The sequence below is a fragment of the Streptomyces mangrovisoli genome, assembly GCF_000974985.2.
Classification (GTDB): domain Bacteria; phylum Actinomycetota; class Actinomycetes; order Streptomycetales; family Streptomycetaceae; genus Streptomyces; species Streptomyces mangrovisoli.
Window position 1 is genome coordinate 18,275 of record NZ_LAVA02000109.1, and the last position, 12,659, is coordinate 30,933.

Here is a 12,659-nt window from a genome sequence, read left to right on the forward strand (position 1 = left end):
AGCGGCATGCGGTGCCGGTGCGCAATCCTAGCGTTCAACTCCCGCACCGCTGGGGTCAGATGAGACATTCGGACAAGTCGTGGCTCTTGGCGGCGGAGCCCTCCTGGGAGCGCTCGTCGGCCCTGGGCACAGCGGCAGCGCGATGCCGTTTCGGCTGGCCGGCGGGACAACCCATCGGAATTCCGAAATGCGGGGTACTCGGCACGGAGACCGTGGCCGTCTTCTGCGACGAGGTGGTCTCCACCGCGATGATCGGCCGTCTGGTCCATCACGCCCCGGTTCTCACGTTGACTGGCGACTCCCACCGGACCCGTCAGCGGCAAGGAGACCGGGAGCACAGCGCCTGAACTACCAGCCCATGTCCCGGGCGACTTCACTCTGAGCGGCGGCGATGTCCTCCGCGGTCACGCCGGTCACATCCGCGTCGGCGGCGAACTCCAGCCGCGACAGCAGATCGGCCAGGGCCTGCTTCTGGGCCGGGTGGGTGACGGGCACCGAGTCGAGGTCCGTGCTCATCAGCCAGTCGAACAGCACGATGGCGTCCGCACGCCATAGGCGCACCGACACGGTCGGGAGATCGTCTTCCACGCCTCCATGATGCCCCGGCCGATCAAGCTGCTTGACCCACCCGCAAGCCCCAAGGGGTCCGCTCTGCGGGGCTGGTGGATGTTCGGCTCTGCGGGAGCGTTGACACGGCGGTGCGCTGACGCAGATCGCCCCTCGGGCGACCGCTTCATGTCCGGGAGACGTGCGCATCTCTGCCTCTTGGCACGGCGTCGCAGCCGCGCCCGGTCCCAGAGCCGACGGGACGCAGCGCTGCACCCAGGGCTGTGGCGGCGAACCCCTCGACATGTGGGTTGATATGACGAGCCGTGGGGTGGTCCTGCCCGTGGCGGGGACGTACCGGGTCTGTCAGTGGGCCGGGCAAGAATGGGGCGGCGCAGCTGTCCTGGACGGCTCCCTCACCGTATGGGGTCCCTGTTGCGCACCGTATTCGCAGGCCAGCGGCAGGGCGGCGCGTCTTCACGGGGGCGCGGGTGATGCTCGCTGCGCCTGTCATGTCCCGTGGCGGAGGTTCCAAATCATGGCCAGCACGCTTGTCACCCCGTTCCGTTCACGCCGGACATCCGACCCGTCCGGCGACGGCGAGAGTCCGGGCGAAGTGCCCCTGCAGGCTGGTGACTTCACGCATCGTGCGGCGGTGCTGGTCCGCGTGCCTGCGGGCGCGGGGGAATCCACCGCCCGTGAGCAGTGGGCGCGCCACGGCCTGTTGTTTTCCCGCCTGGAGGCGGCCGGGCAGGGTGACACGATGGCCCTGTACCAGGCGGAGGTGCGCTTACAGGGGAGCCGTTGGGGTGCCCTGAGCGAGGCGGAGCGCCGTGTCCTGGCAGCGCTGGCCGGCCGGGTGACGGCGCGCATCGGTGACGCGACGCTCCTGGAGCCTGAGGGCTCCCCCGCGGTGGTCAGTACCTGGCACGTGCACCGCAAGACGGACTGGGGGTCCGGCTGGTGGCGGAGCCGGGCCGCCCTGCTGTGGGTGCAGGTGGGGGCGGCGGATGTGCACCGCCGGGTGCGTCTGGACGGTCCGGGCACCCGGGAGGAGGCGCTGGCTGCCCTTCGGTCGAGGCCGGATCTCGGCGGGGTGGTCTTCGACGAGGACCTGCATGACGTGCGGCCGGGTCTCGCCTCCTTCCACGCGGTGCGGCCGCAGGCTCCGGCCCCCTGGCACACCCGGGCCCTGGGGCTGCCGGGGATGGCGGTGGCGGCCGTCACGATGCTGTTCGGGTGGGTGCTGGCGGGACTGGGCCTTGGGTGGCAGATCGCGCTGGCACCGCTGCTGGCGCCGGCAGCATGGTGGGTGGGCTTGTGGCTGGCGGACCGGGACCGGCACTCCCGGATGATCGTCTGGCTGTGCGGGATGGCCGTGGTCGGCAGTACGGCGCTGTGCGGGTTCATGGCCCGGGTGGCCTCGCCGGAGCTGGGCGGCGTCGGCCTGCGGCCGGTGGCGGCCGTCTTGTGCGGACTGCCGGTACTGCGCGGCTGCGTGTACGCGCTGCGTCAGAGCTGGGTCTCCCGCAACGCGGCCGCTCTGCTGCCGATCGCCGTTGTGCCCCTGGCGTGGGTGCTGCCCTGGATGGGACGGCTGGCTCAGGGCATCTACCTGACCGTGTGCCTGGGCATCCCGCTGTCGTCAGCCAACGTCGATCCTGTATGGACGTATCTGGCCGGAATAAAGCCGGCCGGCCTGTGCATGGCCGCCCTGTTGTGCGGGCTGGCCGCGTTCGGCTGGTGCCGCCACTTCTACTGGATCACCGGCTCGAGGGCGTACTGCCTGACCGTCGTCGGCACGCTGACCGCGCTGATGATGGTGTTGGCCGTGCTCGTCGGCCTGACCTCGGCCACCAGCGGGGCCGATCGCACCGCCGCGCAGGCCGCGGCCGGACAGGATCCTTCACCATTCTTCGGGATCAGTGCGCGGCGGGTCTGTGTGCATCCGCTCGACGCGGCCGGTACGGCCGTGCAGCCGGGGCCGCTGCCGACCGGCCACCCGGTCCTTGCGTTCGACGTCACCGGCGACGAGACCTGGCTGTGGGATCCCCTGCGGGTCACCGGCTCGGCCGGGCTGGCGAAGGGCGCGCTGCGCGTGCGCACCGAGCAGATCGTCACCCGGCCCGCAGCCCGCGGCACCGACGTCTGTCCTGTGCTCCAGGCCCGCTGAGCCGGCGCTGGCGGGAACTGGTCCGGGCCGGGCTGGGGTGCTGAGCGATGATGGCCAGCATGAATGAGCAGTGGGCCGGTGTGGTGGGCGCGGTGGCCGGCGCTGTTGAGCGCCTGGTGGAGCCGTCAGGGCCAGCACGAGCAGACTCAGGCCCAGCACCTTCTTCTGGCGGGCCAGTTGCAGTCGGCTCATCTGCTGCAGGTGATGGAGCCGCGTCGCCGTGTCTACGGCGACTTCATCGCCGCGGTACATGAGCTGCGCAGCAAGCTGTATGAGGCGTGGAGCAGCGGCCATCCCGACGGTTACGGCCCGCTCCTGGTTGTCTTGGACGACGAGGAATTCGGCCGGCGACTGGAGCATGTGCGCGCCCAGGTCTCCCTGGAGGGCCCCGACCCGGTCGTCGCAGCGGCCGAGAGCGTTATAGATCTGCTCGCCGCCTTTCGCCTCCAGGTGTTGTCGATCGAGGAGAGCGGCATCATGGGCGAAATGGCTGCCGCCGGTGAAGAGGTATCCCCTCCCTCGGAGCTGGCCGAGCTGAAGCAGCGGCTGAACGACATGATCACTGCGGCCCGTAACGCCCTGGCCGAGCACGGTGCCACCGCCCTGTTGCCGACCGCCGTCCGCTAGCCGTCCGGGTGCCGAAAGCGGCGGTGCGTGAGTACGCGGGCGGGTCTCCACCGTGAGGTGGTCAGAAGTCGCTCGGCCAGCGACGGAGCTGCCGTTCCGGGGGGCTTGGATCCGCTAGGCGGGCCTGTGCGGGTGCCGTCTGCATCAGGTCGTGCCGGCCTCGTGGCAGAGGCGGCGTGGGCTCCGACGGCGGCGAGGCGATGTGCCTACCTGCGCAGTGAGCGCGACGATGGCGGTATGCCTCATCCCTGTGCGGCATCCGGTCCGCATCCAGTGCAGATCCCCACGCGTGCTCACGCGGTAGGGCCTGGCTGGCGGCAGTTGCTGGAGCGTCTGCACGAGCAGCTCCATGCGATCGCCCCCGGCTACCGTCTCGTCGACCTCAAGGAGAAACTCGGCGGCCTGCGCCTGCATGTGGAGAATCCGGCAGGGGCCATCGATGCACTGGGTCCGCTGATCGCCTCTGCTCAGGCGGAGTCGATGCGCACCTGCGAGTTCTGTGGTGCACCAGGCCGTATCCGCACGCGCAACGACAGTCCGACGGGCTGGCGCAAGACGGTGTGCGGCACCTGCCACAGCGCATGGTCCGCGCACCGTCTCATGATCGTTCGCGGTGTGGTGCGCACGCGCAGGACCTGACTACGCGATCGGCCGGGTGGCGCGTCGGGACCGTCGTTCATGGTGGTGCACCACGCTCGCGGCCGGAGTCCTTGAAGCCGTACAGGACGGAGGAAGGGGTGGCCCAGTGCAGGTTGCCTGTAGCGGCGACCGGCCTTGAGCACCTGTCCGTCGCGCCGATCGGCGCTCGCTGTTCGACATCGCCGGAAAGGCTGAGTCGGACAGCCTGGTCGATCAGGTTCTGCAACTGGCCGACACCGAACGCGATGGCCGCTTCTTCGCTTGCTTTGCCTCGCGTGATCTCGAGGTGATGGACGTTGGTGGTCTCGCCCTGGCGTCGCCAGGCCGGTGAGTACTGGTGGTTTGAATGGCCGCGCGGGTGCCGGCAGTTCGGGAAGCTGGTGGCAGATCTGCATGCGACAACTGTCGAGTTCGTCGAGTACCCCTCTCTTCAGGGGCTGAAGGCGGGCGTGGCTGCCGTGACGAGCGCGAGGCAGGCAGGCCGGCACATGCTCTGCCTTCATCGGTGTCTTCGGCTGACGGTGACTGGGGAAGGTGATCGAGTCTGCTCGGCCGTGTTCGTCATCCGACGCTGTGACTGCCCCAGGCGGCCGCTTTTGACGGCGGCTCAGGGCGGTGGGGCACGCCTGGGCTCAAAGCGCTGCCGCTTACGCGGACTGCACCGGTGGGGAGTTGATGTGAGCCGCGTAACGCGGTTCCCGAATCCCCTTAGGAATATTTCGTGTTAATCTTCTGAGGTCTGATCTGAGGTGGTGTGGTGTGACGGCGTCAGGTGACCTGCAGGCACATCCCGGGATGCTCGCGCTCGCGCGCGAGTCGCGGGGGATGACGCAGACGGGGGTCGCCGACGCCATGACCGAGGCGTCGGACGGGACGGCCGTCGTCTCCCAGGGGTACGTCAGCAGAGCGGAATCAGGACGCCTAACGGTCGGCGAGGACCGCCTGATGCTGTATGCCACCGCCCTGGGCTACCCGCCGGAACTGCTGTGTGCGGACCCGCAGGTGAGCGGGGTGGGCATCGGGCTGATCCATCACCGGAAGCGGGCGGCGCTGTCGGCGCCGGCGCTGCGGCGTATCCATGCCCAACTCGCCCTGGTACGGCTGCAGGTGTCGGGCATGGCAGGTGCCGCCGCGGTCCGCGAGGGCGCACACCGCTTCCCGAAGGTCGTTCTGGACGATTTCACCACGGCCAAGGACGCCGCGCGGCAGGTGCGCCGGGAGTGGGGGATGCCCGCAGGGCCCGTGGCCGACGTGATCGCTTCCGTCGAGGAGGCGGGCGGCTGGGTGGTGATGCGGGACCTGGGCAGCGATCTGCTGGACGCCGTCAGCCAGTGGGACGGCCATCAGATGCCGCTGGTCCTGGTCAATGACCGTGCCCCGGGTGACCGTTGCCGCTTCAGCGTCGCGCACGAGCTGGGGCATCTGGTGATGCACACCGAGCCCGGCACCGCGGGAGAGCAGGAGAAGCAGGCCGACGCCTTCGCATCGGAGTTCCTGATGCCTGCGGCGGACATCCGGCAGGCGTTCGCCGGCGGGGTCGGTCTCGGGCGGCTGGCGGAACTCAAGCGTGTCTGGCGGGTGTCCATGAGCGCCCTGCTGCGGCGCGCGGTCGACCTGAACGTTCTCAGCGACTGGCAGTACCGCACTGTGGCGGTGGAGATGTCGGCGCTCGGCTACCGCACCGCCGAGCCCATCGTCATCGCGCCGGAACGGCCCCGGCAGGTGGACGCACTCGTCGATGTACTGCTGTCGGAGCGCGGCCTGGACCTCGGCCAGGCCGCGGCCTGCGCCCGTCTGCTGCCCGAGGACTTTGAGCGCCTGTACCTGGCAGGCGACCGCTCGCTATCCCATGCCGCTTCGAAGGTGAGGCCATGACCGACTCGTCTGCTCCGCTGCCGCGTCCTCGCTCGGATCTCACCGAGCCTCCCGACGCACCCCAGGCTCTGGCCGGTGCGCTGGGCGTCCTGCAGGGCCGCATGCTGCTGCACGTGAGCCCGGCACGCGTCGGCTTTCTCCGCGCCCAGCTCGACGCGGGCCGCAGCGGGCTGGTCCTGTGCGGCCCGAACGCACTGCAGCAGGCCAAACGGCTGCGCGAGACCGAAGCGTTCAGCGGACCGCTGCTGGTGGACCCCGGGGTGTACGAGGTGCGGGCGGCGAGCGAGGAGGACCCTTTCCCTGACGTGTCCGAGGGCACGTTCACCTTCGACGATCCGCTGGCCGTGTCACTGGCGGAGCAGCGGGCCGCGGGCGTCACCGCTCCGTTGACCCCCACCGGCTACCTGCATGCGGAGGACTCCGACGCGCTCAAGGCGGCCGTCCGGCAGGTGGCCGCCCTGAACGATCCGCAGGTCGTCTTCGCCGCGCCCATCGACGTGGGCTGGCTCCGGGAGGAGGACTCCGTACGCCAGCTGATCGCCTACCTGCAGCTGGTGAAAGGGCCCAAGGCTCTCATGCTGGGAGGGCAGATGGACCCGCTCGCCCGCCATCCCAGGGCCGTCGGCCACCTGCGGCAGATCGTCGCGCAGGTGCCGGGGACGGCGCTGCTGCGCACCGACCTGGCGGCCTTCGGTGCGCTGGCCGCGGGAGCGGTGTTCACGGCGTTCGGCGCGGGCAGCCGACTGCGGCACGTCATCGCGCCCGGCGAGAAGGCCAAGACCAGCAAGAAGGGCGGCGGTTTCGCGTCGTCGCCGCACGTGCTGTTCCCCGAGCTGATGGACTTCTTCCTCGGCAAGACGCTGGCCGATCGTTTCGCGGGGGCCCCGCTCCCGGTCTGCACCTGCGCGGCGTGCGCGGGAGAGCGGGCGCTGGACTCCTTCGCCGACAACGCGGGCGACAGGCAGGCGCGGGCGGCGGCACATAATGTGGCGGTCCTGATGGAGTGGCTGCGCACGCTGACCGCCGTCGCTCCCGGTACCGCACGCCAGCGGTGGTGGCACGAGCGCTGCCTCGCCGCCGTCGACCGCTATCCGCTGCTGAACGCGGAGCTGAAGCAGCCGGATGGGTTCAAGGCTCCCGCGCAGCTCAAGCGGTGGGCGCTGGCTGCCCCGGCCGACGAGGTGGCGCCCGCTCGGGTGGACGCGAAGAACTACCGCAGGAGCTGATACAGCTCCTCGACGAAGCACCATGCGGCAGCGGTGTGCCGCGTGGGCCGGTACGGGGCCGGCTCGAGCACCATCTCGACTCCGTCGCCTCTGGTGAGGAAGACGCCGATGCCGTAGAAGTCGGCCTCGGCCAGGGCCTCGTCCAGCTGTGCCGGCTGCCGGGTGAGCAGCATGGCGCGGCGGCAGAACGGGGCGAAGCGGCCGGCGTCGCGCAGCCCCTGGCGCCACCCGGAGGCCCGGACCACCGCCAGGTCGACGCTTGCCGGGCGCACCGCGCGCCGGGTCACCGTCGTGCGGTCACGGTCTGCGCATCCGGCGGGCAGGGCCCGCACGGCACGCCGCTGGCCGGCGTCGAGCTCGGCGAGCGGGACGGGGATGTCGACCGGGAGGGCCAGGAGCGTCTCCAGAGCCGCGATCCGGTCCAGACGGGCTGCGTCGGCGTGCTGGCGCCGCACGTGCTCGACCGCATCCAGCCGGTGGAAGAACAGGGCCTCGACACCCTGCAGGGATGCGACCTGGGTCTGCGTTCCTGCTTCCAACAGAGCGGCTGACGCCGTCCGCATGGAACGGTCGATCACGGAGTTCGCCAAGGTCGCCATGGCCTCCACCCTGCCTCACCGGGCCCCGGCCGCTCGCGGCGGCCCCGTCGTCTATCCAACCCGCATGGGTACGGGCGCTTGTGCCAAACGGCTCAACAGGTCTGCGAGACACTGCCAGAGCGCGTCGTCGTCGCTGCGCCGGTACCAGCGGCGCCTCTCCCCCACCGTGCGGGGCAGTTTCCGGGCCAGGCCCGCCTCCACCAGTGCCCGCATCGGGGCGTGGTAGACGCTCGCCTGCACCTGCCGGGCCACCGCGAGATCGCCCAGGCACACCCCGCGCCCGTCCGCCGAGGCGAGAGCCAGCATCAGCTCCGCCCGGTAGCGGTTGCCGAAGACCGGCACGGACGCCTCGCGCAGCCGCTCCAGGACCTCTTGAGACATGATTCATGATTCGCTAATCACAAATCTGATGTCAAGAGGGCGGGAGTCATGCCCTCAGACGGGCAGAGGAGTGCAGGGACTGCCGGGTCCGCCAACCGGCCGCTGTTGTTGCCGCTGCCGGGGGTCTCTGCGGCGGCCACCGGCCGCACCTGTCGGCTGCCGCACTCCCGTGGCGCCGCACCGCATCGCTCAGGTGCACCGCATGCCGGGCAGGCCGCACGCGCTTACCGGGGTGCGTCGGTAGGGGCGGGGCTCGGCGGTGCGTTCATCGCACCGAAGGGCACGTGGACGCTGGGCGTGCTGCGGGAAGTGCCGGTCAGGTGGCTGACCTGGTCGTCAAAGAAGATGTGCGGCTTGAGCACCCCCATGATCGTGCTCTTGTCTATGCCGCCGAGGAAGAACGCGTCGTTGACGGTCACGCCCCAGCCCTTCAGGCTGCGCACCGCGCGTTCGTGGGCGGGAGCGTTGCGGGCGGTGACGAGGGAGACATGGACGCGGATCTTGTAGTCCGCATCCTCCGTCCGCTGCTCTTCTTCGCGCTGCTGGAGTCGGTTGACATTGGCGAGGAAGTCCCGCAGGGGCCCCGGGTCGTGCGGTGTGGCGGCGTTCATCGTCTCGTGGGACCGGAAGCCCTCGATGCCGTCGGCCTGGTAGACCTGTTCCGAGGCGTCGTCGGCGAGGACCCCGTCGAAGTCGAAAGCGATCCGCAGGTCCTGGTCGTCGCTCTCGTCGTCTGCGGCCGCACGTCCCAGGACCTGGCCGGCCGGCAGTCCGAGCGCAACGGCCTCGCGGACGTCGGCTGCGTTCGCGGACAGGAACAGCGACATGTTCAGGGCCGGCATGAAATGGTACGGCGAACGGCCTTGCATGAAGATGGCCCGGGTGATCGACAGGCCGTGGGACTGGATGGACCGCATGACCCGCAGGCCGGTGTCGGGATCGTTGCGGGACAGGACGATCACCTCGACCAGAGGGTCGTCGGGCGAAAGGTCGTTCAGGGACAGCAGGCGGCGGATGAAGGGGAAGGCCACCCCCTTGTCCAGGGTGTCGTCCAGATGCCGCTCCTGGTAGACGCGATAGGCCTCCTCCCCCTGGTCGCGGAAGACGGCGTCCGCCTCCGCCAGGTCGAACAGCGCGCTGGAGGCTACTCCGACGACCAGGCGCTTATCGAGTTCGTAGGCCACAGCGCTCCCCTTTACATCAGTTCGCACATGCGTTTCATTCATGGTAACCAGCGCCCCCGGGCGGAGGCTCTTCGACGCGTGCGCCGTGCAGCTCGGTGGCGAGCCCTCCACACCGCACCCGGCCTCGCACGGGCCGCCGTCAGTCCGCCTGCCGGCCCGCGGCTCCGCTGCTGCAGCCGCGGGGCCCGGGTGCGTCGGCTGCTCTTCGCCCGGAGCGCCGTACCGCCGCAGGCGGTTTCAGTGCCGGTAGCCGGTGGCGACGAAGTCACCGTCCACCCAGCCCCGGCCGCTGCGGGAAGAGGCCGAGAGGCGGCCTGACTCCACCTTGCCGTACGCCCACCACGCGCCGTGGGCCGTCCGGCCCCAGCATTCGGCGTAGAAATCGGTGTTCTTCGGCAGTACGGCCAGGGAGGGGCGATGGACGCCGCGGCCTGCACGCAGGTGCACGGCGTCAGTGGTGTGCAGTTGCACGGGGGCGCCGTCGGTGTTGCACGCCTGCGGCTTGCCCGTGGTCGCTCCGGCCTGCGTCGCCGGGACGGCTCCCGCGAAAGCGGCGAGGACCGCGGCTGGAGCGATCGCCGCTTTGAACAGTCGTCGTGTCATGTCCGGCCAACACATCCACGGGCAGGCATGGTCACGGGTCCGACCTCAAGATCATCCTTGCGGGCTGCCCCGTTCCCGCAGCCGGTTTCTTGTGCCGGTCCGATCAGACGGGTGAGCGCCAACCGATCCGGAGCGGTTCCCGGGTGGTGATCGTTCGCGGTCCCGGCCACAGGCAAGCCCAACCGCCCGTGCCGGCCCGCCTGCCGTTTTTGCGTTGCTCTCTGTCCTCACCGGGAAGCTGGCGATCGACTACGTGCGCAGCGGCCAACAGTAGGCGGCGGCTGCCCGTCCATGCCTCGTCCAGGCGGCAGATGCCACGGCACGGCGCACGCTGTAGCGCGGGTCTGCGGCAAGGGTGTCCCGTACTCCGGCCAGGACCGCATCCTCTGGCTGGGCAGCGGCAACGGCCAGCTCGTGTCGTACCTGGTGGTCGGGATCGGTTGCCAGCCTCGTGCCGGTCTCGCAGTCGTGCGCTGTCTGGGCTGCCCAGCGCACGGCAGCAAGGCGTCGGACGCCGGGAGCCGGGTGGATGGCCAGGTGGGCCGCCGGCACGGCTGCGGGATGGTTATCGAGCCAGCTCAATGCCCCCGCGATCGCTGTCGCTTCATCAGCGTCGAGTTGGTTCAGCAGGGGAACGGCGAGTTCCTCGACAGCTCCGGCGTCGGTGTCGTTGGCGCACGTCGCTGCGGCCAGACGGACGCCTGGCACCGCCAGGCTCGCAGAGCCCAGGCTGACCTGCAGGACGCTCAGCGGGTGTCCTTTGTACCCGTTGGAACGCGGGAACTGTCTGCGATCTTCGAGGATGTCACGGCTGGGTGGGGGCGCCGGTTCATGTTGGTGCTCGTATGCCAGCCTCACAACCGGGCTGCCCTCGCTGGGTGAATCCGGGTGTTGCCGCAGTTCATGGCGCCACGGTCGGTTCGGGGTGGCCCAGGCTGGGTGGGCGTGGCGTGCCCAGTTCCAGTACCAGCCGGGGTTGTCGGCCATGTGGCCTGGCGACGTGCCCGCAGGCCAGGCACCACAGCCGCGAGCCCATCTGAACAGCGACGTCGGAGAAGGTGGTGATGCCGTGACCGCAGCCGGTACAGGGCACACCGCGCGACGCCTCGCGGTCAGCGGGCTTGGTGAGGACCGGTGCCCGCCTGGCGAGGGCGGGCGTCAGAAGCAGTTCGGGCGCTCTCAGGTCATTGCCTGCGACAGGAGCATCCTGCTGGATGGGCTCTGGAGCGCGGCTGTTCTCCCTGGGGCCGGTGCGTCGGCGTGCGGCTTCAGCTCGGTCCCAGGCATGCGCCCAGGCGTCCAGTGCGCTGCTGCCGGTGACACCGCAAGCGCTGGCGAAGGCGATGACAAAGTCCCGGCGCGGTCGCGTCTTGCGGGTGAGGACCCGGCAAATGGTGGTGCGTGGCAGCCGGCCATGGCCTGCCCGGTGCTCGAGTTCGCGGTAGGGGCGGCTCCCGTCGCGGTGGTACGCGTCCAGGAGTTGTGCATGGAGGTCGGCGTAGGTGTTGACGTAGTCCAGGTGGATGAGCTGGTTTGTTTCGCTGGACTGGCTGTGTTGTGCGTAGCGTGCCTGTCTCCACAGGCGTTCAGCCTCGGCCGAACTGGCGTCGCAAGCCTGCGCGTAGGCCCGCACGACGGTCAGCCTGGGGATGTGGTGTCCGGCCGCGGCACGGCTGAGGGTGGCTTTACTGAGGGTGGTGCGCTGCGACAACTGGGCCAGGCTGAGCCCGGATTGTGTGCGCTGCAGGCGCAGCCAAGAGGCCAGGGTGTGCAGGGAGGCCGGGCAGGAGGCGATCGGTGTCTCAGGCCGTGCCACAGTGGTGTGTCCTTCGGGACAGCCTGGGCGTCCGGCTTGTGGGGGTCAGCAGGGGCTGCGGAATGAGCCGGAGAGCGCCCTCGAGCAGAACGGCGCATGTGGCGGCCGCCTGCGCAGTCGGCCCGGGAAACACGATGATCAGGATGATGACGGCGGTGAACGCAGCCCACCGGGGCCACGCTGGCACGTGTGGCGGCAGGGCTGCGATGCATTGGGGCACGGGCATGAGTGCTTCCTTCGACGTGTCCAACAGGGGCTGCACTTGCGGTTGCTGCGAATCAGACCGTTGCATGCAAGCGATGCTGTCAGCCAGGTTCTGCCACGCCAACCAGCGCGCTCATCCATGTCTCAGGGCCGTCCCACCCATCTGAAGTTGCCCGTGCAACCCCGTATGGGCATCTGGGCCTGACGGCTACCTGGCAGCCAGTCGGCCGGGAAGGGGTTGTTGCGCAGGCGTCCCAATCCCCTGAGCTGGAAGCGGTTTCAGGCGATACCCATCTCGTCGACCACGCACGGCTCGTCAGTCGTGGGTGCTCAGGCAAGGTTGACGCGGCCACAACTCGCAGAGTGAAGGCGGCGCCACCATTCTCCCCAAGTCTAAGTAATTATCAATGCAGTTGAGACACTCTCGATCTATCTAGGACAGTGCAGGTCAGAGACCTTGATGGCTAAAGCCCTCCGAAGGCGATATCACGCATACGACTAGACCAGAGGGCCCGCGCCACCCATCTATCAGCCCTACGGGTGCAGTTGAGATTCTGCAGCTCCAAGCCATGCTCATATCTCAACTAGACGGATAACCGACACCCGGCATCAAACCCGTGGGGCGAGGGGCGCGCCGTTGTGCCGGCTCGGCCGCGGGCGCAGCGGTCGCGGCGGGAAGGGCCGGCCTGGCGGGGGCGGGACGGAGGGGTCGGCGGGGCGTGCGGCAGGGGTGGATCTGCCGTGGGTTCGAGGTCGGACGTGTTGCGGTGGGCGGCGCCCACCGCC

General features: G+C 69.7%; 12 protein-coding genes. 6 read left to right on the forward strand and 6 right to left on the reverse strand.

Annotated elements, in window-relative coordinates; all coding sequences use genetic code 11:
* Positions 1-59 precede the first annotated feature (59 nt).
* The gene (locus tag WN71_RS43300; protein WP_276208141.1) at positions 60-347 is read left to right on the forward strand and encodes an ATP-binding protein; all 288 of its coding nucleotides are present in this window, start codon (positions 60-62) and stop codon (positions 345-347) included.
* A gap of 1 nt (position 348) precedes the next feature.
* Here the strand turns inward: WN71_RS43300 and WN71_RS35120 are convergent, their stop codons facing one another.
* Complete coding sequence (locus WN71_RS35120) at positions 349-588, reverse strand: hypothetical protein (protein WP_046589664.1); 240 nt, start codon at positions 586-588, stop codon at positions 349-351.
* Positions 589-1,084: 496 nt separating this feature from the next.
* On the opposite strand from WN71_RS35120, the gene WN71_RS35125 reads away from it, so the two are divergent.
* The 5 genes from WN71_RS35125 to WN71_RS35145 all read left to right on the forward strand — a co-directional run bounded on the left by WN71_RS35125 (position 1,085) and on the right by WN71_RS35145 (position 7,086).
* The gene (locus tag WN71_RS35125) at positions 1,085-2,719 is read left to right on the forward strand and encodes a hypothetical protein (RefSeq protein ID WP_046589662.1); all 1,635 of its coding nucleotides are present in this window, start codon (positions 1,085-1,087) and stop codon (positions 2,717-2,719) included.
* 63 nt (positions 2,720-2,782) lie between these two features.
* Entirely contained in the window at positions 2,783-3,346 is a 564-nt protein-coding gene (locus tag WN71_RS35130; protein ID WP_143074919.1) for a hypothetical protein, read from the forward strand.
* 321 nt (positions 3,347-3,667) lie between these two features.
* The gene (locus WN71_RS42375; RefSeq protein WP_206300229.1) at positions 3,668-3,985 is read left to right on the forward strand and encodes a hypothetical protein; all 318 of its coding nucleotides are present in this window, start codon (positions 3,668-3,670) and stop codon (positions 3,983-3,985) included.
* 759 nt (positions 3,986-4,744) lie between these two features.
* Complete coding sequence (locus WN71_RS35140; RefSeq protein ID WP_079178365.1) at positions 4,745-5,860, forward strand: ImmA/IrrE family metallo-endopeptidase; 1,116 nt, start codon at positions 4,745-4,747, stop codon at positions 5,858-5,860.
* Positions 5,857-7,086, forward strand: a complete 1,230-nt coding sequence (locus WN71_RS35145) for a hypothetical protein (RefSeq protein ID WP_052743138.1) — start codon at positions 5,857-5,859, stop codon at positions 7,084-7,086. The genes WN71_RS35140 and WN71_RS35145 overlap by 4 nt, the downstream gene beginning before the upstream one ends.
* Here WN71_RS35145 and WN71_RS35150 read toward each other — a convergent pair.
* The 5 genes from WN71_RS35150 to WN71_RS40455 all read right to left on the reverse strand — a co-directional run bounded on the left by WN71_RS35150 (position 7,071) and on the right by WN71_RS40455 (position 11,669).
* Positions 7,071-7,685: a hypothetical protein gene (locus WN71_RS35150; protein WP_052743137.1), complete on the reverse strand. Its 615-nt coding sequence runs from the start codon at positions 7,683-7,685 to the stop codon at positions 7,071-7,073. The genes WN71_RS35145 and WN71_RS35150 overlap by 16 nt on opposite strands.
* A gap of 51 nt (positions 7,686-7,736) precedes the next feature.
* On the reverse strand, positions 7,737-8,066 hold the full coding sequence (locus WN71_RS35155; protein ID WP_052743136.1) for a hypothetical protein: 330 nt from the start codon (positions 8,064-8,066) through the stop codon (positions 7,737-7,739).
* Between the two features lie 224 nt (positions 8,067-8,290).
* Positions 8,291-9,250, reverse strand: a complete 960-nt coding sequence (locus WN71_RS35160) for a 5'-nucleotidase (RefSeq protein WP_240529876.1) — start codon at positions 9,248-9,250, stop codon at positions 8,291-8,293.
* A 237-nt stretch (positions 9,251-9,487) separates the two neighbouring features.
* Entirely contained in the window at positions 9,488-9,853 is a 366-nt protein-coding gene (locus WN71_RS35165) for an SH3 domain-containing protein (protein WP_046589653.1), read from the reverse strand.
* Positions 9,854-10,754: 901 nt separating this feature from the next.
* A complete protein-coding gene (locus WN71_RS40455; protein WP_046589649.1) occupies positions 10,755-11,669 on the reverse strand; it encodes a helix-turn-helix domain-containing protein in 915 nt (304 codons plus the stop codon).
* Between the last annotated feature and the right edge of the window lie 990 nt (positions 11,670-12,659).